Genomic DNA, 23,494 nt, shown 5'->3' with positions numbered 1-23,494 from the left:
GAAAGCTCTAAATCACCGAAAAATAAGCAAGTTACAAAGAAGAACAAATAAATATCAAGTTTAAGTGAAGGTATTTGGTAATGATAAACGTCGGCCATTGAACCAATATTTAAAATACGAATATGTAATCATCAGCTAATCCGAATCAATGGAGTAAAAGCCCAATCTAGTTTTACCCAGCAACAACCAGTAGCCAAGTGACAACGAATTAAGTTTGCTTCATAAAAACTTAGCCAGATAGCAACTTGTTAAATATTTAGGCTACATTAGCTGAATTAAATTTAATTACCCTGCTAATTTCGAAATACTTAGAATTGAGGCATACAAGTGCCCCAACTCAGCATGGTTTATAATTTTATGCATTTTTCACAATAGAAAATTAAGCCATTAGACAGTTTTATATATTAAATCATACTAATTTTTATAATTAAATTTATGGATAATTGAATGATAGTGTTAGCAAAATCATCATTTTAGGTTAAAGTTATTGTTATAAAAAATAAAATAGTGGAATTTTTTATAACATGCATGAAACAGAAAAATTTGGCAGTTGTAAATATTGCTCACCTAATGGCAATTATTGCCAAGAAGTCGACATGGGGAACGGATTCTGTTTTTGGCACGATTCAAGCTTCGACAAGAAAGGAATGGAATTAACCGATAAATTAGAGCGATATGCTAACAACGGTGGCATAACTCAAGGCCTTCAATTAAAACGTGCGAATTTATCCGGCATTAATTTAGTTAAAAAAGGCAGTAGTCACGGTTTTGACTTTAGTGGCTCTGATTTTTATCGTGCAAATCTTCGCGGCGCCCACTTATTTAATATCAAATTATCAAACAGTTCATTAATGAAAGCCGATCTAACAGAGGCCAATTTACACTGCGCTAAACTCGAAGACGCTAATTTATTAGGAATAAAGTTAAATAACGCGAAAATTGATAACATCCATCTTAGTCAGCAAATCATGCAAGAAAAAGTAGCGCATGAAGCTGTAAAGAAAAAAGACCAGGAAGGTGCGCTAGATAACTTTGAGCAAGCAGAAGAAATTTATCGCGATATTAGAAAAGCAGCTGAAAACCAAGGGTTATTTGAACTTGCCGGTTACTGCATCCATAAAGAGTTAACGATGCGCCGAATGAGAATGCCACAGTTCTCTAACGCCAGACTCGTATCCAAAATTGTAGATTTGTTTTGTGGCTATGGCGAAAGACCCATGAATGTCATCGTATTTTCTTTGGCTTTAATCTTAACATGTGCTTTCGGTTACTATCTATTAGGTGTAAATTATCAAGGAGAAGTGATACAACTCGATTTATCTGCGTCATTATCTCAAAACTTAAATGAGTTTTTCGGCGTCCTCTACTATAGCGTTGTGACCTTTACAACACTTGGCTATGGGGATATAACGCCAATAGGGCCAGCTCGAATAATTGCAGCCTTCGAAGCCTTTGTTGGCAGCTTTACCATAGCGCTATTCGTTGTTGTATTTGTAAAGAAAATGACTCGATAGTAACGGAGCAAAAATGAAATACTTAAAAATCATGCTGACAAGCTCAAGCGCTATATTAGCGACCATTGGTGCTATTACATCAGAATCGAGTTTAAACTTAAGCTTTTTTATTCTCATCGCGCTTATAAATATCTATTTAGTTTATAATTTATTTACAAGCTCTAATACTAAGCACCTAAGTGAAGCGCTTAGCAAAATCAAACAAGACAAAACTATTAATTTAAATAGATTAGAATCACTTCAAGACTCACCAGAGTCCGAGGATAAGCAACTTCTTTATCAAATATTAAATCCAATTGAACAACAAATTTCATTGACTAAGCAGCATGCTGGTCAACTAGACTATTTTACAACTCAATTAAAAGATGCTTTTAGCATTATGGAACAAAAGTCTTCCATGCTAAAAACACATAGTGATTTCTTACATAACTCCATGCAAGGAATGGCAACCGCAACACACACAACAACAGAAAATATTATACAAATATTCGACAAAGTTGTTGAAACAACATCTATTGTAGGAGAAACCCGAGATCAATCAGCAACAAGCCACCAAACAATTGATCAAGTAAATAAATCTATTTTAGAAACAGCTACTCGAATAGAATCGTTATCACAAGAAATTCAACAGATTGATAGCTCGGTATCGGCTATCACAGAAATTGCGTCACAAACAGATTTACTGGCTCTGAATGCAGCAATTGAAGCAGCAAGGGCGGGTGAATATGGTAGAGGCTTTGCAGTAGTTGCTGAAGAAGTGAGAAACCTAGCGCAAAAAGCGAATGATTCAGCAAATAAGATACAAAAAGTGGCATCCAATACTATAAATGAGGTTAAAGAACTTACAGAGTTAATGCGACTTGTCTGTGACCCGATGACAGAAGCTGCTGAATCAACCTTAGATAATCTAAATAAAATGAATAACTCAAGTGAGTCAATGCAAACCGTACTTGAGCTAGCGAGTGAAGTAATTGCTTCAATGCAAGATCAAGAAACAACAGCAAATGAAGCGAATAGTGCTGCGGGTGAGATGAAAAAGCTGAATGATTCTGCACAAGAAACAGAATCAACAACTCAGTCCAACGTAGCAGAATTAATGAAAATCCGAAATGATATTGCTTACGCACTAGAAACAATAAAAACTCAATATGAAATGAAACTAGATAATCATTCATCAGATGACAGCTCAACACAAAATGATGAAATTGAGTTATTTTAAAGAAGTTGAAAACTCAGTTAAAAACTTTTCAAACTTGGGTTGAATAACAACAGAGCAATACGGTTGGTTTGGATTATCCATAAAATAATTTTGATGGTACGCTTCTGCAGGGTAAAAATGAACGGCAGGTAAGATATCGGTCACAATTTTACCTGAATATTTTTCTATATTCAGCTTCGAAGTTACCGCCTGAGCTTGTTCTAATTGCGATTCAGTATGTCCATAAATCACACTTCGATATTGAAAACCGACATCATTACCTTGTTGATTTAATTGTGTTGGATCATGGATAAAATAAAATATTGCAACTAAATCGTCATAACTAATAATACTTGGGTCGAAGCTGACTTGCACCACTTCCACATGCTTAGTCAACCCAGTACACACATCCTTATAATTAGCGGTTTCTTCACTATCACCAGTATAGCCAGACACAGCAGAACTAACGCCTTGCAAACGATTAAATACAGCTTCTATACACCAAAAACAACCGCCACCAAATGTTGCTAATTCTTTCATTACGATTAAACCTTAAATCTACCGACTAAATTATTTAAATTATAAGATAAGTTACGAATTTCAATTGACAGATCGTTACTCGTTTGCGCTACTGAATTTGCGGATGCGGTTTGATCACTGAGTGCATGTAAATTTTGGCTAATTTCAGTAGAAACCGCTGTTTGTTCCTCAGTAGCCTGAGCTGTTTGAGTCGACATTTCATTTACTCTAACAGAAGAAGCTTGTAATGATTCAAATACTTCATTTGCTTTTTGGAATACCTCCACTGTTTTATCAACATTAGATTTGCCATTAGAAATAGCCGCAGCAGAGTCATTAATATTACTTTGTAACGACTCTATCATGGTTTGTATATGGTTTGTGCTTTCTTGGGTGCGAGTTGCTAAAGTTCTAACTTCATCAGCAACAACAGCAAAACCTCTACCCTGCTCACCCGCTCTTGCTGCTTCAATTGCAGCATTTAATGCTAACAAATTAGTCTGCTCTGCGATCCCACGAATAACACTCAAAACAGATGCAATATCACCAGAACTCTTTTGTAATTCATCCGAACTTGATAAAGCTCTTTCCATTTCTGAAGATAATTCATTAATCCGTTTATTTGACTCGTCAACCACTTTGATACCATCTATCGCCATTTGATGTGAACTATCAGCCTCTTCAGCTGAAATTGTCGCCACTTGCGACATTTCTTTGTTAGATAGATTCATTTCGTGTACCGCACTAACAATAGAATCAGAAGCAGAATTTAGTGTTTGTGTAATACTCTTAGAGCTATCAGCTGTACCAGCTAAGGTGTCTGTTAACTGCTCCAAGTCTTTTGATTGAGCCATTATAGTAGATACTAGGTCTCTAAGATTACTAACAAATAAATTAAATTCTTTAGCTAAGTCTCCAAATTCATCTTTAGATTTGACCGCGATTTGAGCGGTTAAATCGCCATCACCAGACGCAATTTCTGAAATTCTTCTAGTTAAAAAGTTAATTTGATCAGTTAAGTTTTTAGGTACTATATAACTAAACCACCCTGCTACAGCTAAGATGATTAAAACGATAATAGAAGCAATAAATTGAAACTGATTAATGTCTGATTCAATCTCAGTTAATACGGCAATAGATTTTTTTTCAGCCTGTTCGCCAGCTTTATCTAAAATATCTCTTAATTGGTCAAAATATCGATCCGTTGTTGCCGTTAAGCTACTAATTTGATTCGTATTACCTGAAGTAGCCGCTGACACCAATTTATTTGACGAGTCCAACCATGTATTAAAAGCGGGTTCAAAACCTCTAAATTGTGACGTTACATCTGGATAAGCTTTAAGAAATTGACGATATTGGTTAAATCTATCTTTAACTTGATCTGCATTTTCTATTCTCGCAGAATCCGCTTTTTGATACTGTCCAATTCGATTAACCAACTCCATCTCAGCAACTTTAGCTTGATACAAGTCGCGATCAGCATTAAGTACAACAGCAATAGCTTTTAAAAATTCATCCGCTTGAGATTCCAACGCTTTATTTTGCATATTTAATAACTGAAAAAACAAAATAAAAGAAACAAATAAGGTCAGTGACAAAATTGCAATTGGCATTGAGCTTTTAAATCTAATGCTAGAAAAGTTCATATAAGCCTCTATAAAGTATAATAATTTTTAATAGTATAGATCTAGTTAGAGAGTTTGCATTACTTTATAAAAAAGTATTTAATCTAAAGTAGTTAATTATTCGACAAAACACAGAAAAATTGAGTCTGTATCGTCTTAATCTATATTTTATAGACATTATCCTTACTAAGATTAGTCCAAACTTGCCTGCCTAACGACAGTCCATTCCTCTAATTTATCCATTAGATCAGGTAATTTATGCAAAAGACAGTTTTCGACCTGATTATGAAAACGATATAAGTGTTGCAGGCAACAAAACCTCAACACCTATGGTTGCATGTTGGGAAGTTATTGGTAATATAGAAGTAAATATTAATTAATACTTACTTCTGGTTAAGATTACACTGTTTTTAATTGAAAGATTTGCTGGCCGCTGTTCGAATATTTTTTTTCAAATGGCGTAATTGGGTTTTCAACTTTAAATTCAACAATTTGACTTGCTAATCCATAATGATTTAATGCAATTTGAAACTCTTCAAGATATATCCGCCAATTGGATCTAACTTCAATGTTTTCTGAGAGCTTTACTAAATCAGAAAATACTGGAGCGCCATGCCATCGGCGACCAATATGGTTAGACTTAGGCCAAGGATTTGGAAAATAAATTTTATGCTGCTCGGCTTTAAAATTATGTTGGGCTGCTAAGCGATAAAAATCATTTAAGTCCGAGCGGACTAAGATCATATTATCTGGATTCTCTTGTCTATTTTTGCTTAGTCTAAAATCCGATTTATCTACACCAACAACAAAATAATTTGGGTTTTGTTTGGCTAGATTTCTCGTACTATCTCCCACGCCACAACAAGCATCAAAAATAACAGGTAAATTGTGAAACTGTATTGCAGTTATTATTTGCTCAAAAGCGTCAATTGAATGCTCTGCTACAGGTTTTAAAAACTTTGACTGCTTATGTTTTAAGACAATTTTATCCAGATCTTGATGGCATCCGGCTTGATTTGATACAACCTTTCTTGAATTTGCTTCCATTAGCTTCTGATACCTACACCTTTATTAATCAATCGCATCGCTAGCGTGAATAACACTAGGGTTAAACCAATTAAGACACTATATGCGAGTCCCAAATTAATATCTGAAATACCTAGAAACCCATATCTAAAAGCATTGACCATATAAATAATAGGGTTTAATTGACTGACACCTTGCCAAAACTCAGGCAACATACTAACTGAGAAAAATACCCCGCCTAGATAGGTTAATGGCGATAAAATAAAGGTTGGGATAATACTGATATCATCAAAGGTAGAAGCATATATCGCATTAATTAAGCCACCCAGCGCAAATAGTGTCGCTGTCAGCAGTAGAGTTGAAATCACCACGAGCCAATTAAACACACTCACATCAACAAAAAATAATGCAACTAAGGTAACTATGCTACCAACTAAAATCGCCCTAGAGACCCCACCTAACACATAGCCAGCGACTATGACAAAAGTCGGTACCGGTGCTACCAATAACTCTTCAACATTGCGTTGAAATTTAGCACTGAAAAATGAAGATGAAACATTTGAATATGCATTATTGATTACAGATAACATAATCAAACCAGGCATCATAAATTCGACATACGCAAAGCCATCGACTTCTCCGACTCTTTTACCGATTAAGCTACCAAACACCACAAAGTAAAGTGTCATTGTTATCGCAGGCGGTACAAGGGTTTGAACCCAAATACGTAAATATCGATTACATTCTTTATATAAAATGCTTTTGAGTGCGATCCAATAATTTAATCTAACCATTTGATTCTCTTCCCTTTTCAACTAATCCCACGAATAACTCTTCTAAACGATTCGATTTATTACGCATGCTGATCACTTGGATATCTTGTCTTGTTAATTCGGTGAATACTTGATTCAGACCTTGAGTTTTCTCAACTACGACTTGCAAAGTGTGGGGATCTAACATCTTATATTCACAACAAGATAAATTAATATCAATATGATCACCCGCCAGATCGAGTATAAATGTTTCAACATTTAACTTACTGAGTAAGCTCTTCATGCTGGTGTTTTCAACAATAACACCTTTATCTATAATGCCGATATTTCGGCACAATGTTTCTGCTTCTTCTAAGTAATGAGTAGTCAAAATAATTGTAATACCTTGCTCATTTAATTTTTGCAGAAATTCCCACATAGAGCGACGAATCTCAATATCCACCCCAGCAGTCGGTTCATCCAGAATTAATAATTTTGGCTCATGCATCATAGCCCTTGCTATCATTAATCGTCGCTTCATACCACCCGACAGATTACGTGCACGCTCTTTACGTTTTTGCCAAAGATCAGTCTGTTTTAGATAAATCTCACTTCGTCTGATAGCTTCTTTTCGTTCAACTCCATAATAACCAGCTTGATTAACGACGATTTGTTCCACTGTTTCAAATTGATTAAAATTAAACTCTTGAGGCACTAAGCCTATATGTGCTTTAGCCAATTCTAAATCAGAATCAATATCGTAACCAAATATCGAAACCTTGCCCGATGTTTTATTAACTAATGAACTAATAATACCAATGGTGGTAGATTTTCCGGCCCCATTAGGTCCGAGCAAAGCATAAAAGTCACCTTCTGAAACAGATAGGTTTATCCCTTTTAATGCCTCTACTTTTCCTGCGTAAATTTTCTTTAAATCCTTTATTTCTAGCGCGTACATATTTAAAAACCGTTTAAATTTATTTTGAAGGCTGATAACCCCAAGGTTCCAGCAAGGTTTGAGGTATGTTGAGATGATCTAAAATTCTAGCGACAACAAAACCTACTAAATCATCGATAGTTTTAGGTTCATGATAAAAACCTGGGCTGGCCGGCATAACGGTGACGCCAAGTTTGGCCAATTTAGTTAGGTTTTCTAAATGAATCACTGAATAAGGCATTTCTCTTGGCAGTAGAATCAATTGACCTTTTTCTTTGATAACAACATCAGCTGCCCGCTCAATTAAATTATCACTTGCACCATGTGTAATGGCAGAAACTGTTCCCATGCTGCAAGGACAAATAACCATAGTTTTAGGTGCAGAAGAACCGGATGCAACCGGAGAAAACCATTCATCTTTACCATAACAGATGATTTGTTCGGGTTTAGCATCTGTATATTTAGCTAAAAATTCCGCAGCTAAATCACTCCGACTAGGCAGCGAAAGGTGGCTTTCTGTTTTTAAAACAACTTGAGCAGCAGACGAGATTAATAAATGGATTTTATAATCAGCTTTAACCAGTGCTTTAAGGAGTAAAAGGGCATAGGGCATACCCGATGCCCCAGTTAAAGCGAGTGTAATTTGATTAGCAAAATTCATGTGTATCCAATTTGTCTAAAAGTTTATTGTGTATTCCACCAAAACCACCATTGCTCATCACCAGAATATGATCACCTTTGGATACATGTTGCAATACAGAATCGATCACGTCTTCTAAAGTATTTTTAACCACACAAGTTTGCTGACATGCTTGCGCAACTTCATTTAATGACCAGTTCATTCCAACTGGTTCGAGCATAAAAACTAGATCGGCTTGAGTAAGAGAGTTAGCAAGCTCTTGTTTATGAACCCCCATTTTCATGGTGTTTGATCTTGGTTCTAATACAGCAATAATTTTTCCTGTATTAATATTGTTTTTTAATCCATCAAGTGTTGTGGCGATTGCGGTTGGGTGATGTGCAAAATCATCGTAAACCCTGACATGATTAACTTCGCCTTTAAGTTCGAGTCGACGTTTAACATTTTGAAATTGCGTAAGTGCTGCAATTGCATCTTTTGGTATTACCCCAACATGGCGCGCAGCTGCAATAGCCATTACCGCATTATGTGCATTATGTTTTCCGAGTAAATTCCAGTTTAATTCACCTTGTTTCTCTTGCTCAAAATACACTTCAAATTGACTATAATCTGGGTTAATCGCACTAAAGGTCCAATCTTTCCCTAATTGTTGCTCTTCGCTCCAGCAACCTAACTTGATCATCTCTTGTGCATTAATATCATCAGCAGGTGAAATGACTAAACCTGTCGAAGGGACAATTCTAAGTAAATGATTAAATTGTTTTTGAATAGCCGCTAAATTATCGAAAATATCCGCATGATCAAACTCTAGATTATTCACGATTAGTGTTCTTGGGTGATAATGGACAAATTTGCTGCGTTTATCAAAAAATGCGCTGTCATATTCGTCTGCTTCAATTACAAAAAAGATAGAATCACCTAATCTGGCTGAAATACCGAAGTTATTAGCGATCCCACCAATCAAGAAACCCGGCTTGCAACCATTGTCCTCTAAAATCCAAGCGAGCATACTACTTGTCGTCGTTTTGCCGTGAGTCCCCGAGGCTGCTAATACCCATTTGTCTTTTAATACATGCTCAAATAACCACTGAGGGCCTGAGACATATGGGATATTTTTATCAAGTACATATTCAACAGCTTCATTACCACGTGATAATGCATTCCCTATCACAACTAAATCTGGTTCTGGTTGTAAATGTTCAACCAAATAGCCAGACATCAACTCAATCCCTAAAGATTCAAGTTGATCGCTCATAGGTGGATAAACATTCGCATCAGATCCAGTTACCTTGTAACCTAGTTCTTTAGCCAACACAGCTAAACCACCCATAAAAGTGCCGCAAATACCAAGAATGTGAATATGCATATATTTAGTACCAAAAATTTAAATCGAGACAGGTTAATCAACCTTAATTCCAACTGAGCCTAATATAATAACAGTTGTCGCTCGTTTTTGTTACTAAGCTAGAGCTATCTTTAGATTAATTAAATAACCATTTATTAACTGATATAAATTGGCAACTAATTTAATTGGAGTAAAAAACGACACGATCAAAAAACCAGCAACAAAAGCTCGACTATTAATCAATTTTGTCGCATATTAAGCTCAATTGTTAAATAAACTAACAATTATGGAAATAAGAAAACAAATTGAAAGCTTAACAATTTGTTAATAAAAAAGTCATCAAACAGATTTAACTTTGAACTCAAAATTATAGTTTGTGTTCAAAATTGATATTTCTCGGAGATTATTATGGAACTAGCTAACAGCCAATTTAACCTACCTCAAGCCAATTCTAACAACCAAAACAAAGTTAATAAAAAACGAAAATGGCGTGAAATAGAAGCAATTATGGACCAAAGAAATTTAGACAAAGAACTTAGAGAAATTGATGAGTTTTACGACTTAAATTTTTCTGAATAAACCAGCAAAATAAGATCAAAGCCAACCTGCTTCAGCCAGTTAAGCTATAAACAGGTTGGTTTTATTATTTTTTAATCACTTTAACTGTATTTTTATTTATCCCATACTCTCTTAACTTGTTAGCAATCGCGGTATGGCTTAGCCCAAGTTTGTGAGCCAATTGTCTGGTACTTGGAAAATGGGGATATAAACGTCTTAGCATAGCATTTTCAAACTGCTTAACAGCATCATCCAAACTACCAACCAGCTCAGCCTGTACTTGATAAAATTCGTTCTCAATGTTAGTTAATTCAAAATCTTCTAATGTCAGAATATTTTCATCAGACTTAATAACGGCTTGCTTAATCACACGCTCTAGTTGGGCAACATTACCTTGCCATTCCATTTTCGCAAATTGGTCTAACGTTTCTTTATCAATTTCTACTGGCGCACGCTCTAACTTAGTTGTGCATTTTTTACTGATTAGCTGAGTTAATTCAACAATATCAGCCTGACGTTCACGTAATGCCGGTATTCTAATTTCTAACTGATTAACTAAATTATATAAAAGCTCATCAAGCTGCCCTTCAGCTACCTTATAATTTAAGTTTACTTGTGAAGTTAAAATTAAATTGAGTTGACCATCACTGACAATTTGTGACACAACAGGATAAATTTTTTCTTGGTCTAATGGTTTCAATCTATCAAAGTTTAATAAAATGACTGAACCCAAATTGGCGTGATCAATTTCGGCCTCACATTGAGTCAGGATTTCATCACCCGTGAGCTCTGCACAATCTAGTTTTATCAGCTTTAAGGTAGAATTAGCACTTAGATAATGACTTAACTCGGCAAAGTAGCTTTTACCAGTGCCGATTTCACCATAAATAACGAGCGGCAAATCTTCTCTTGCCGTTTTTTTCAACTCACGAATAAACTTGCGCATTGGATTAGAATGCTGGACCACATTATTTAAAATAAAATCTTGTTGGTTGGCTAATGGGTAACTTTTACGATTAGGCTGTAATCGAATAAATACGCCAACAAAACAGAAACTATTGCCTTCTGCTGGTAACCAAATAGGCGTCAATTCTAATTGTACGACTTGGTGGTTAATTTCTGCGACCTGTAATATCCGACTAGTTGGTTTTTGTTCTATCCACTTATGTAAATTAAAACCTTTAATTGAATGGATAAAATTTGAATCCGATTCAAACACCTTCTCACCTAAGGTATTTTTAGCCGCAATACTAAACCGGATTACATGCCCTTTACTATCCAATGACACGATTAGCTCAGAACTATTCGTTAAAATAGAATTCAATTCAAACTGTTGCAGCTCAAATGGCATATGATCGACTGTCTTTACATCTTTAACGCCTTTTATTAATCGCATTTCTGGCATAAGATGCTGAAATTCAGCAAATGCGATTTTAGGAAAGTTCAGATAAATGTAGTCATGATCAGCCTCAACGCCATCTAATTCAATTTGATGTCGCACTAGAACTTCTAAAACATCTTGTGTGATACCAGCTCTATGCTCACAAAAGATTTCCAGTCGCATATGGGCACCTTAAGTCGAAAAGTTATATAATTTAGATAAGCTTAGACTAGTTGTTTAAATAACGCTAAACCCTAATGATTTGGAAAATAAATGTCATTATATCAAGATGTCACAAATATCATAAATTCTTTGCACCAAAAATTACTAAAATTGGCAAACCAAGATGAATTGATACACCATTTACAAATGCATAGGAGTTATATCTGCCAGTCCGAAGCCTTAGATGAATACATAGACGAAACCCGTGAGCTAGCGAAAAGATGTCTAAGTACAAACAAAGACAATGAACGGCTTAACGAAATGCTAAATGACCAATTAGACCTATTGGCTAGACTCGCATTAACTAAGCATATAGAAAATGAAGAATTAGGTAAAAATCGACGCAGCCGAGTCGGTTACCTGCACCAAAAATTAGCTGAGTACCGACAGTATTTAACCAAATTTGATGATCAAATTAGACTACACCCAAATTTACCAAAAAGTCACAAACTATACGAAAGAAGAGAAAAGTGCTTGTTTGCAATTAATAATCTAGAAGAAAAAATTAATCGATTAGAATGGCGTAAATAAGTTAGTATAGGTAAAGTTATTTTACCAGCTGAAAAATTAAAGCCGATAGGCATTTATTGAAGGACCATAATGAAAAAGTTATTAGCATCCATTTTCATCTCATTTATTTTTGTTAGCCACAATGCCCTTGCCTACTTCACAGAAAGCGGCGAAGCTAAAATCGTTTATCCTTCAGGGGTGGAAAAAACTGTACCATTTAGTTTTTCATTTGAACAAGAATCAGGAGAAAACTACTTTTCGGCTGGAAAAATGAGAGTTGCGGTTGATCAACTGCCAGAAAAATATTCAATGGCTTTAATACTTCATAAAGAGAAATATATTTGGGTGCAAGAATTAGCCAAAGGATATTTTGATACTTTTAACTTAACCCTAGGCAAGCATCAAATTAGCTTAGTAAAGTCGCCAAATAATAATTTAAAGGGTGATTACGAACTTAAGATAAACAATAACAAATACAAGTTCGAAAATAATACGGTACAACTTATCTTCAAATTTACAGAGAAAGGCATCAAATCGATTAAACCGACAGGTGCGATTTTGGATAGAAGTTTATAGATTGAACTTTTATCAATTTGTTTTTTCTAAAAAACCTTTTAAGCATGCCTGTATTTATATTTATTGAAACGATATACTCCGGCGTTAAAAATCACTTAAGTTTAATTTTCAATATTTAAGTGATCCTATTTTATGAGATTGACAATGAAATTATTTACCAGATTAGCTTCCATAATTTTAATACTAGGCCTAGCCAGTTGCGCATACCGTATTGATATTAGACAAGGTAACTACATAGAGAAAAAAGATGTAGATAAACTCAGAATTAACATGAGTAAAGAACAAGTTGCTTTTGTGCTAGGCAACCCAGTTTTAAATGACACTTTTAATAAAGACACTTGGCATTACATTTATACAATAAATTACGGTGACGGACGCCCAGACGCTAGAATAGAGCTTATTTTAGATTTTACTGATAATAAACTAGCTAAAATGTCGGGTAATATAGATGAGCCAGAAAACTTCAACCAATCTTTAGATATCTAAATTTTAGTTTTAAAATTTCAATCTAATTTTGCCTAATTCGGCAAACAATAATTAGCGGTACAATTGGGGTATCCCAAGTACCGCTACCTTTAATCTTCCCAAGCCCACTGCATAAATTCACTTGTCGCTATATTAGCTAGATTGCTATATGCTCCATAGTCTAATCAGTGCTTGGTTGATATCAGCTTACAATTTGATCTTAGTTTCTCACTGCCTGTTTAACACAAGGTCAAATTAAAAATGTCAAAACTCAGATTTAAATTTCAAACCATAGAGTTTGATAATATTGATATTCACATCAGAAGCTTAAGAGATAACCAACAATTTCAAGACGATGAGCATGTAGCTGAAAATCTTGGTATTTCCTCCGCTAATTGGCCATTCTTTGGCATTATATGGCCATCTGGTCATGTGTTAGCACAGACCATGACAGATTTTAAAATTGAAGGGAAACGTATCTTAGAAATAGGTTGCGGCTTAGGCTTAGCCAGTTTAGTTTTAAACAACCGACATGCAGACATTTCGGCAACTGACTACCACCCAGAAGTAGAATCATTTTTAGATAAAAACGCCGAACTAAATGACGATCCAAAAATCCCTTTTATCAGAACTGGCTGGGCTGACGAAATAACAAAACTAGGTCAGTTTGATTTAATTATTGGTAGTGATCTACTCTACGAAGCTCAGCACATAGAATTACTATCTAACTTTATCAAACAACATGCTAACCCGACATGCGAAGTCATACTGGTTGATCCAGGCCGAGGACACCATGCTAAATTCAGTAAAAAAATGGTCAGTTTAGGTTTTGAACATAGTCAGGTAAAGCCTATCAATACGGATTACCTCAGTAAACAATTTAAAGGCGTAGTGTTAACCTATTCTAGAAATGATGGCTAGTCTGAGCGACTACAGCTGATGCTTGCAGCTTGAGCTTTCTCGAAATATTTAAAGTCTGACAATATCAAAATAGCTTAAATAAAAAAGGCCTTATGCTTTATTAAGCAAAAGGCCTCTAAACAGTATGTTTAATTACTAGAGTTTAGAAACTGTAGTTCAAACTCGCTTCAACAATACGACCAGTGTAGTCGATACGTGCCATTGCTCGCTCGTCATTGCCAAAATATTCATAAACTTGCTCATTGGTAATGTTATAGCCTTTTAAGTAGAAGGTAAGGCCTTTACTTACCTTATAGCTACCTGAAAAATCTAAACGACCACTCGCTTTCGTTTTCTTATCTTCAATACCATAATAAGTATTAGAGCTTTGAATATCGAACGAATCACGCCAGTTATACGCTAAGCGTAAGCTAAGGCCATCATTTTCCCAATAACCAATTAAGTTATATGAGCGTGGTGATACTTTGTAAAGTTTGTTATCGCCTTCATCACCTGTTTGATCTATATATGTGTAGTTAAACACACCACCAAACCCGTTCCAAGGATATGGCAAGAAATCAAGTTTTTGCTGTAGCGCAAATTCAATACCTGTTAATTTAATTTCATTATCTGCATTGTATTTACGAGTTAACCTAAGACTACGGTTACCTACCTCACCTGTTTCTGGATGAGTGTATTCGGCTATTTGTAAACAACTGCCTTGGTCTTCTGAATCTTCACCAACAAATCCACCAAATTGATCGTCAAGATATGTATATTCTCCTAAGCTAGGACACGGATTTTCAGTTAAGAATAAATCAGTAATTACTTTCTTAAACACACCAATTGATACTGCACTACCCTCACGGTTATACCACTCTAATGATAAATCATAGTTATCAGCCGTGTATGGCTCTAATTCAGCCGCTGGTAAATTGACTGTAATATTGGTATTACCTTCGTTAATCGCTAGTGTTGGATTTTGAGATCTTAAGTTAGGTCTTACTAAGGCTTTAAAATAAGCAGTACGTAAAACAAAATCATCTAAGAAATCCAACGATAAATTAAATGATGGTAATACGTTAGCATAGTCAGTTTCGTACTCGATTTGTGATAAAGCGAGTTCTTTACCACCTTCTTCAATAACTTCAGTACGTGCACCTAAGAAGCTATTAGTAGTTTCTTCATAACGAACACCAAAGTTACCCGTATAGGAGATAGCATCTAAATCACCCGTAAAGTTTGCCATAACATAAGCAGCTTTAATTTCTTGATCAACATCGAAATTGTTTTGATAAAACTCTGGTAACTTTGTATTGTTGTTGATGCGTTCATAAAAACCACTTGGCGGTATAATTTCTACCGGATAAGGGTTCGTTTCAGAGGCTGTTGATAAATCTGCCAAGTTTGTTTGTAAAATTGCTGCAGCTTCATCGTTACTGAAAGTCTGCCAACCTGAATTCTGTCCGAATGTATTTGGTACTTTGCCATCGAAGAAAGCGGTTTGCTCAGCAGTAAGCAGTGTATCTTTAACTAGGCCGCCACTAACATTTGCCAAGTCAACACCAGAAATACTTACACGATGATCATCATTAACCAGTGTTTCTTTACTGTAACGTGATCCAAATTTAATAGATGAAACGTTAAAAGCATCGCCAAAGCCAAATTCAGTATAACGCTCGGCGTTGAATTCAGCAGCAGACATGTCTCGAATAGGTGTATCAACACGCCCATTTACGCGGAATTGAACTCGTCGGCCATCATTTGAAGGGTCATATGAGGTAATCGTCGGACTTGTTACAGTAGGTGTATTCCAATTTAAGTTGTCGTAATTATATGTTTCCCATCCAGTAAACTGACCTATAATGTCTTCCATATTACCTTGGCCTGTGCTTATTTGACCATCAATGCCAGTTGGTACAGCAGGAAAAGCAGTATTAGAGGTTTCACCAGCAGCTTTATGATTAGAAGTATTACTATGATGTTGGTTATGAGCCATTTCAATACCAATATTCATAAACTGATTCTCAGATTCAGATTGATTAAAGTTAGCGTCAATCGCCCAATCATCTGTAGCATAATCAGCGTATAAGAAAAGGCCTTTTGAAGTTTCTAAGAATGTTGTTTTTCGGTTAGTAAAACCATAGTAGCCATTGGTGAAATGAACATTGCTAACCATGTAGTGATCGACACCATCTTCATCTGTTTTATAAATAAATGGTGCCGTATCCATATCAGGTTCAATACGCGAATCACGGCCATGGTTACGATTACTGCGATGGATACCTGCGTCAATTTGAGCATCTTCTTTAGTACCAGCGCCTAAATCACGCTCGGTGTAAAGCACGTGAGCACCCAATTTTAAATTTTCAATTGGTTTCCATTCTACGTTACCCGTAAATGAAACACGATCACCGTCACTGTACTCAGAGACATTGCGAAGGTTTGACACACCTTTTAATACAGAACCTTCTGGAATATTGTACTTATCAATATAAGCCCCAATGGTATCAGAGCTAGCTTGGCCTAGTCGCCCCGTATTAACTAAAGGTACATGAACAGCTGTTTGTACTAAATCACGACGAAATGTTTGCTCTGAACCCGAAAATTTAAAAGCAACCGCTAATTCATCTTTAATTAAGTGCTTAGCAGCTGAAAGCTTGATACTTTTATCCCAGTTACCTGTTAGCTCTTCATAACGGCCACCTAAACTGACGCTGTATTTACCATCTTTTTTTGATAAAGCTTTTTGTAGTTTTTTATCAACCACACCCGCCATACCACCCGCTTGGATATCTGCAGTTGGAGTTTTAACAACGGTTACACCATCAAACACACCAGCTTCGAAAGCCGCAAATGGATTAGTGCCACCTGTAGGACCAAAACTTCGACTTGGCGTTGCAAAGCTTTGCCCCATAGCTGTCGTTTTAACAAAACCACCAGATAAACCACGTAAGCTGATTTCTGATTGGCGACCTTCACTTGAACGGTCCAGTTGAACACCTGGAATAGCTTGTAATGCTTCACCGAAATCAAGCGCTGGTAAAGCGTCAATATCAGTAGCTGAAATCGCATCTACAATTGAAAGCGCTTCACGCTTAGTATTCAAAGCTGTTTCTAACGCGCCTCGGACACCTGTTACTTGGATTTTCTCGACTTCTTCCTGTTGTGCTTGTTTTTCTTTAGCCGTAAGCCTAGCTTTCTCAGCAGCAACAACTGAGCCACTGACAGAAAACATTAAGCCAGCAGCAGCTAAAGCTAAGGCTAGTTTGTTAGGACGTAAATTAGCATTTTTAAATGTGTTAGTTGGTTTGGTCATACCGTATTTCCCACTTTCTAATTTTGTATTTTGAGTTTGGGTTGTGTCTGTGACTAACTTCATAATCGCCACGTTATTAACATTAATAAAACAACTTTAATTATATTCACATTAATAACAATTTCAATCATTTTAAGTCTTTTTGGTAAATTTATTGTAAATTTTATTTACAATAAATTACACTAAACACATAAATCATTGTTTTAAATGCATTAAATAAAAAACCACAAGCGCTCATAAAAACTCAAAAGAAACATATTAATGAATAATAATGACATTTAATGTATACAAAAACAAAAACAAGTCACAATCCAAGATAAAAAATGACTTTTTTGTTAAAAGACAACATTAACAATCACTTTAACTCCCATATGTAATATAAAAGTTAATAACAAATAAGGAATTTATGATCAACAAATCAATGTTGACCATATATGGTATTTAAATATAGATCGAAATTAAGGATAGGCAATCATGGATGGATATTTACGAGCTTTAAACCAATCATGATTTGTTTTTTTGAGCCAATAGCCGAGTTGCTGTTTTAAAAAGTTTACATCTTGCGTAGGAATATCAGCAAAATTTAATGGCGTTAGTTGATAAGGGTCATTTAAATTATTAAATAATGCGGCTAGCTCGCCGTTACCACTGACAACATAAGTGTATTTATGAGTTTTCACACCATATTTTGAGCCTGCACCATAATAAAGACTGGATTTGGGTAAACGCTCTATCCCCAGTTTTTTGTTAAGGAGTAATGGCGAATAATCAAGCCCATCCAAAGAATCTGGAATTTTATCTTCAAGGTCCAATAAACCGAGTATTGTCGGCATAAAATCTGGAACGCCAATTAATAAATCCTGAATTTGTGGTTTTAGTTTTTGCGGCTGGTGAATAATTAACGGAATAGCTAGCGACTCTTCATAGAATACATTTTTAGTCATCTTGCTATGACTACCCATCATTTCACCGTGATCAGAAGTAAATACAATTAAGGTATTTTCATCTAACCCTAAGCTTTTCAACTCATCTAATATACGACCGATTTCACGATCAACTATTGTCACCATTGAGAAGTAAATACGAGCATATTTCTTCGCCCTCTCGATATTGACATTAGGTCTATTGAGTAAGGTTTCAATCGGTAAATCTTTATAATACTGATTGTATATAGCCTCATCTGTGTCTTCCATTGCTTGATACGGGCTATGTGGTGGGTCCATTGTCCATAAAATAGAAAAAGGCTTATCGACTTGTCTTTGTTGATGGGTATTGTTTAGATAATCAATAATGACGTCCGCCTGATCAACAGCACTATATCGTTTTGGAAAATAAGGATGACCTTCTGGCACCCCACTCCTCTTAGTGTCATTTGTATAAACCATAGGGCTGTCATGATTATGGCCAAGCGTTTGATACCAATACTCAATACCTTGTCGACCCGGTCCTGGCGGAATAAAGGTATCGTATTTAGTCCCTTTCATAAAATGTCCACCTGGGGCTACAGTTGTACCGACGTAACGACTATGATTATCAAATAGTGGCAGATTATTATGCCAATGGCCCTTCCCGACGAGCGCAGTATTATAGCCAGCTTGATTAAGTACTTCTGTTAGTGAGGTGATATCTGGTCTTAAGCCAACTGTTGGGCGATCGATTCTGGTATTGTTAGTCACACCGTTGTTATGAGGAAACATACCAGACATGAGCATGCCTCTAAATGGGCTACAAAGTGGGTAATTAGAAATCGCTTCGGTAAACACAATCCCTTCATTGGCAAGCTTATCTAGATTTGGCGTAACAACATAATCGCTTCGACCATTTAAGGCGCCACGGAATTTTTCTTGTTGCCAAAACCCCATAGACGCTCTGCGCATCTGATCTGCAACAATAATAATAACATTCGGATTAGCCTGTTTTAGCTGTCTATTTTCCTCAGTTTTTTGTGTAGCTGACTCTATTTCATTTGCTAATTTAGAAACAGAGTGACAACCACTTAGTAATAAAATCGCAGCTATAATTAAATAAATTCTAAAATGCACAGCACCAACCTCTTATAATTTCCTTGTTAACCTAGAGCCAAATCAACATAACGGTCACATTTAAGCATAATAAATCACATTCAATCTTAAAATTTAAATTTTTTCCTAATTAATTTCAAATATGGTATTTAAGCGAGGATGAGGTGCGCTACGAACTAATAAAAGTTATGGATATTTAGATAAACAGTCAATAAGGTTAAGAAATCTGGATTCGGGATAATAAGTTTTTTCTAATCGCGCAGATGGACCAATCAAGTTAATTAACTTGATTGGTCATTTTGAAGATGTTCAACTCATATGAACGATTTCTCTATACAGTTCTTTTCTGAGCAGTTAGCTTCTAGCGCTTTACTTTCTGAATAGGAGCTCTTTCATATCGGCTGCTGTTGAGAACTTATTGCCCCCTTTATCAGCACCCGTTATCCACCAATAAATCATACCCGCATCTGAGCAATCAAATTTATTTTCTTGGAATGGTACTATGCCATCTTGTTCTGCATAGGCTAGCATTTGCCAAATAAATTGATAACCTGGATTAGGGTGATTTTTTGCCCAATCCCAAGGTGAGATCGGAGTTTGTAATCCTACATTTTGATCGCCTATTTGATGCTCTGTTACACCAAAATCAAGAATTTGTTGCCATGTAAAGTAATCGCCACTGTCATCATTTGCAGGGTGATGTGAAACAACATGTACGTGCTTAGTCACACTTTGATCTGCAGCCTGCAAAGCGTAGCCAATTAAATCTGGCTCTCCAGCTTCTATTATCCATAGAGGATCCGCTGCCGTTGAGGCATTTATTGCATCAACTAAATCATTCATAGCACCTTGCTGATCAACACGGCAATTATAATAATTGCGTAAATTGTTGAATGGACCAAATAACTCTATACCTTTACCACTCAAGTGGTGAAGGATTTTTTGCCGACGGGCCTCATTTGTTGCGTCAATTTGATATTTTGCTTTATTTCTAAATGGGTCAAGGTCACATGAATGTGAAATATGAACCAACCTATCGCTTAACCCGGTTTGCTGAAGTAAAGCAAACATAACAGGCGTTGCACCGATATCATCAGGATCAGGTGAATTACCATCTATCACGACTGCTAATCGGCCTTTTGGCGGAGCAACCTGATCTAGCTCTACATCGGTTATATACCTTTCCCAGAAGGCATGAATCGTTACCGCAGGTTGGCCTAAATCTAAAATCCACCAAGTCTCAACTATATCTGAAAAATCAACACCGCCATTTGGAATAGTCGAGTGTTTTGCGCTAAAACCAATTTCAGCGATAATACGTTTTGCTTCTAACCACAATACCTGAGCATCTTTATTGGAATTATCAGCAGAGATTGCACTCTCTAACCATTTACTCTGTGCATTAACATATTCTGGCGTTAATGGCCCACGTCGATTGTTTAGATCAAATTTACGTTGCGGTTTATTGCCATCATCTATCGCGCGATAGTCCGTCATCTTCTTAACAAAAGCTAAATCTTCTGGTGTGGTTTTATCTTCATTCCACTGGCTATGCTGCACGACTATTACATTATTTTTAACAATAGCCGGATGTACGCCTGACTCTAAAAGCGCTTGAACCCAATCCCGAGTAAAATCCGATTGCCCAGCCTCTTGTACCCAAGCTTTACCGCCTTGTGCAAGTACAGCTTTAACTCTATCTCGAATCATTTTCGCCGATTTTTGCCAATCAGCTCTAGCGTCTGTCCAGTTTAGATTTTCTCGACCAAATGCCAAGTCAAATAATGAATTCGAATTAAAATAAGTGCCAGTTTGGATGCCTGTCGTACCTGCAACTGCAACTAGATTAACGCCATTTAGATCTGGGTGTTTCAGCATAGAACCTAAAGCAGCAATCGCGTGCACATCATCCGCATCCGGTTGCAAATCAAACTGAGCAATTAAAATATCACTTACTTTATTAAACTGCGGTCGGTCAACTGTTAACTGACCTGCAGGTGTCAACTCAAGCGCTTGCCAACGACCTCGAGCCCATGCAGTACCGCCATGTTCAGGGATTTCACCATTAGTATCAGCATTAGATTCTATACTAATGATGTCGCCTTTTTTTAAAGCTATACCCTGCCAGGTATGATTTTCTGGTCTTAAGTCTTTAGGCGAATCTTCACCTATATACGAACTACGGTAAGTTCCAACCAACAGATTATTCACTAATAATCTGTATTTAGGTTCGCCATCTTCTTCGGTTAAAACTTTAATTGTGATGTCATAAATGCCAGAATCACCTTCAAATGTTTTGTTTGCTCGGGCAAAACCTGCGCGGTATTCCAAAATGCGGGCATCAATGCCCAAAGCATCATTTCTCGTATCTTTGTAAAAAGGCACATTGCCTTTTTCTATGCTAGTGAAATCATCAATCGCATCAAAAGTATATGTGTTAGTTGAAATAGCAGGGCTTTGCTCTGCAGTTTGGCTGACTTCTAAATTATTATGAGTGCAACCAGCAATACCAACTGCAATTAATAATGGTGATAATATTTTTTTCATTATGTTTACTCTTTTATTTCGTGCAACAGCATTACACTAGATGGACTAATGGTTGAATGCGCTTTATCTCTATTACCTGGTTGACTATACCAAGAAAGGTAATACTGTCCGCCTTTGGGACTCAAATCGCCTACGCCTTCAAATACCTGATGTTCTAATTTATATTTAATTTCACCACTAAACATATGCTGATTAGCTTTTAGTGAGTCAGGGGTAATAATTGCAGGGAAAATCTCTGCCTCTTCAACTCTTACAGTTTCCCAGGTTTGTTGTGATACCACAAACTGCATAACTTGGTCATGTTTTCTAACCATGATCCCGATTTCTTTATCGTTTAGCGCGATTGGGTTATAGGGTCTAACCGCAAAACGGCCTAATGAACCATGACCACCAAAGTCCCAACGGAAATTTTTCCAATCACTAATTTGCGTATTTATCCAGCCTTTACCCTCTTTGCGCGCTAAAAACATTTGAGTATTACCTTTAGGATCATATCTATGATAAGTAATAACAGGCTGGTTTTTACTATCAAACCCCAGTTTTACATTACCATTAATCATGCCTGCAAATGGTGGTACTGGCGCAACTATTTCTGCTTTTTTCAAGGTGACAGGTAATGAGATAGATTGCCCGTTAGAATCCTCCCAATGAACTAAGTCTGTGCTTCTTGCATAAGATAAAGAATGATTGGTCGCCGCATTGGGTGAATTACGCCATACCCAAATTAAATGAAAATAACCATCAGGGCCCAAACGAGGACCTTCAAAGTAACCACTCATTAAGCCTTCACCATCTAAAAATTGTTGATTGTGTAATTTTGACCAAGTTTTAGATTCTGTATTATAAATATTGTAGATCTCGCTGCCGTTACCACTGCCACCATCTCGGTATTTAACAATCAAATCATTATTTTTATTTAATAAAAATATTGGGTAAGTCATTCGTTGTTCAACTTCAGGAGTGACTAACTGTGCAACTCGCCTCAACGATCTCACATTATAAGGCTCGCTCGTTCTAAAGTATTCCAATGGGTCTGCATGCATATTTCCCATAACATGCAGATAACCTTCTTTATCAAGTTCCATAGTCACATAGTTATGACTATCCCAGCCTAACCAGCTATCTACTTTGTAATAGCGCCATTTGCCATTAAGTGCTCGATAACCGACAGTCATTTGACGATTTGCATCGAAATAAGCAACAAATTGGTGCTCACCACGGGTTAATAAATAAGGCTTGATTCTGTGTCCAGACCAAACATTATCCAGTGCAAGTGTGTTGATGACTTTTACTTCAGCGTATACAGCTCTTGGCAAGAAAAAAGTGTATAGAAAAATTACAATTGCTACGTAAGTAATTATTTTGAGATATGTAAAATCTCGTAAATTTTTTTGGAATATTGCTTTCATAGTAAACAAACCTAAACCTAAATTATTGAA

General features: G+C 36.2%; 19 protein-coding genes. 7 read left to right on the top strand and 12 right to left on the bottom strand.

Translation table 11 applies throughout. The features are described from left to right. Positions 1–524: 524 nt before the first annotated feature. Together XM47_RS17260 and XM47_RS17255 are read left to right on the top strand one after the other, a co-directional pair. On the top strand, positions 525–1,514 hold the full coding sequence (locus XM47_RS17260) for an ion channel (protein ID WP_048695356.1): 990 nt from the start codon (positions 525–527) through the stop codon (positions 1,512–1,514). Positions 1,515–1,527: 13 nt separating this feature from the next. Continuing rightward, positions 1,528–2,733 carry a methyl-accepting chemotaxis protein gene (locus tag XM47_RS17255; RefSeq protein WP_048695353.1) on the top strand — a complete coding sequence of 402 codons (1,206 nt, stop codon included), beginning with the start codon at positions 1,528–1,530 and terminating at the stop codon, positions 2,731–2,733. Here XM47_RS17255 and msrA read toward each other — a convergent pair. The 7 genes from msrA to mpl all read right to left on the bottom strand — a co-directional run bounded on the left by msrA (position 2,725) and on the right by mpl (position 9,577). Continuing rightward, positions 2,725–3,252: a peptide-methionine (S)-S-oxide reductase MsrA gene (gene msrA / locus XM47_RS17250; RefSeq protein WP_048695351.1), complete on the bottom strand. Its 528-nt coding sequence runs from the start codon at positions 3,250–3,252 to the stop codon at positions 2,725–2,727. The two genes, XM47_RS17255 and msrA, sit on opposite strands and share 9 nt — an antisense overlap. A gap of 5 nt (positions 3,253–3,257) precedes the next feature. Continuing rightward, the gene (locus XM47_RS17245) at positions 3,258–4,877 is read right to left on the bottom strand and encodes a methyl-accepting chemotaxis protein (protein ID WP_048695349.1); all 1,620 of its coding nucleotides are present in this window, start codon (positions 4,875–4,877) and stop codon (positions 3,258–3,260) included. 378 nt (positions 4,878–5,255) lie between these two features. After that, on the bottom strand, positions 5,256–5,903 hold the full coding sequence (trmB, locus tag XM47_RS17240; RefSeq protein WP_048695346.1) for a tRNA (guanine(46)-N(7))-methyltransferase TrmB: 648 nt from the start codon (positions 5,901–5,903) through the stop codon (positions 5,256–5,258). Then, positions 5,903–6,676 carry an ABC transporter permease gene (locus tag XM47_RS17235; RefSeq protein WP_048695345.1) on the bottom strand — a complete coding sequence of 258 codons (774 nt, stop codon included), beginning with the start codon at positions 6,674–6,676 and terminating at the stop codon, positions 5,903–5,905. Before XM47_RS17235 ends, trmB begins: the two co-directional genes overlap by 1 nt. After that, a complete protein-coding gene (locus XM47_RS17230; protein WP_048695343.1) occupies positions 6,669–7,592 on the bottom strand; it encodes an ABC transporter ATP-binding protein in 924 nt (307 codons plus the stop codon). The genes XM47_RS17235 and XM47_RS17230 overlap by 8 nt, the downstream gene beginning before the upstream one ends. A 19-nt stretch (positions 7,593–7,611) precedes the next feature. Further along, entirely contained in the window at positions 7,612–8,232 is a 621-nt protein-coding gene (locus XM47_RS17225; protein WP_048695342.1) for a flavin prenyltransferase UbiX, read from the bottom strand. Continuing rightward, positions 8,219–9,577, bottom strand: coding sequence for a UDP-N-acetylmuramate:L-alanyl-gamma-D-glutamyl-meso-diaminopimelate ligase (gene mpl, locus XM47_RS17220; protein WP_048695340.1), 1,359 nt, complete (start codon positions 9,575–9,577; stop codon positions 8,219–8,221). The genes XM47_RS17225 and mpl overlap by 14 nt, the downstream gene beginning before the upstream one ends. 387 nt (positions 9,578–9,964) lie before the next feature. Here mpl and XM47_RS18925 point away from each other — a divergent pair, with 387 nt between their 5' ends. After that, positions 9,965–10,135, top strand: a complete 171-nt coding sequence (locus XM47_RS18925; RefSeq protein WP_077066600.1) for a DUF3545 family protein — start codon at positions 9,965–9,967, stop codon at positions 10,133–10,135. Positions 10,136–10,199: 64 nt separating this feature from the next. Here the strand turns inward: XM47_RS18925 and XM47_RS17215 are convergent, their stop codons facing one another. After that, positions 10,200–11,678, bottom strand: a complete 1,479-nt coding sequence (locus XM47_RS17215) for a TyrR/PhhR family helix-turn-helix DNA-binding protein (protein ID WP_048695337.1) — start codon at positions 11,676–11,678, stop codon at positions 10,200–10,202. A 90-nt stretch (positions 11,679–11,768) separates the two neighbouring features. On the opposite strand from XM47_RS17215, the gene XM47_RS17210 reads away from it, so the two are divergent. The 4 genes from XM47_RS17210 (at position 11,769) to XM47_RS17195 (ending at position 14,189) form a co-directional block, all read left to right on the top strand. Then, positions 11,769–12,248 (top strand): hypothetical protein, encoded by a 480-nt coding sequence (locus XM47_RS17210; protein ID WP_048695335.1) that lies wholly within the window; start codon positions 11,769–11,771, stop codon positions 12,246–12,248. Positions 12,249–12,317: 69 nt separating this feature from the next. Beyond that, a complete protein-coding gene (locus XM47_RS17205) occupies positions 12,318–12,803 on the top strand; it encodes a hypothetical protein (protein ID WP_048695334.1) in 486 nt (161 codons plus the stop codon). Between the two features lie 144 nt (positions 12,804–12,947). Then, positions 12,948–13,289: an outer membrane protein assembly factor BamE gene (locus tag XM47_RS17200; protein ID WP_048695332.1), complete on the top strand. Its 342-nt coding sequence runs from the start codon at positions 12,948–12,950 to the stop codon at positions 13,287–13,289. A gap of 240 nt (positions 13,290–13,529) precedes the next feature. Then, the gene (locus XM47_RS17195) at positions 13,530–14,189 is read left to right on the top strand and encodes a class I SAM-dependent methyltransferase (RefSeq protein WP_048695329.1); all 660 of its coding nucleotides are present in this window, start codon (positions 13,530–13,532) and stop codon (positions 14,187–14,189) included. Positions 14,190–14,331: 142 nt separating this feature from the next. Here XM47_RS17195 and XM47_RS17190 read toward each other — a convergent pair whose 3' ends face one another. From XM47_RS17190 to XM47_RS17175, 4 genes are all read right to left on the bottom strand, one after another. Further along, positions 14,332–17,550, bottom strand: coding sequence for a TonB-dependent receptor (locus XM47_RS17190; RefSeq protein WP_245623497.1), 3,219 nt, complete (start codon positions 17,548–17,550; stop codon positions 14,332–14,334). Between the two features lie 395 nt (positions 17,551–17,945). Next, positions 17,946–19,529, bottom strand: coding sequence for a sulfatase family protein (locus tag XM47_RS17185; RefSeq protein WP_048695328.1), 1,584 nt, complete (start codon positions 19,527–19,529; stop codon positions 17,946–17,948). Between the two features lie 348 nt (positions 19,530–19,877). After that, the gene (locus XM47_RS19215) at positions 19,878–22,055 is read right to left on the bottom strand and encodes a hypothetical protein (RefSeq protein ID WP_172656559.1); all 2,178 of its coding nucleotides are present in this window, start codon (positions 22,053–22,055) and stop codon (positions 19,878–19,880) included. A gap of 5 nt (positions 22,056–22,060) precedes the next feature. Continuing rightward, on the bottom strand, positions 22,061–23,464 hold the full coding sequence (locus XM47_RS17175; RefSeq protein ID WP_048695326.1) for a BNR repeat-containing protein: 1,404 nt from the start codon (positions 23,462–23,464) through the stop codon (positions 22,061–22,063). Between the last annotated feature and the right edge of the window lie 30 nt (positions 23,465–23,494).

The organism is Catenovulum maritimum (assembly GCF_001050375.1).
Taxonomy (GTDB): domain Bacteria; phylum Pseudomonadota; class Gammaproteobacteria; order Enterobacterales; family Alteromonadaceae; genus Catenovulum; species Catenovulum maritimum.
The sequence above is the reverse complement of the archived record's forward strand: the minus strand, read 5'-3'. Positions and strand labels throughout refer to the sequence as shown.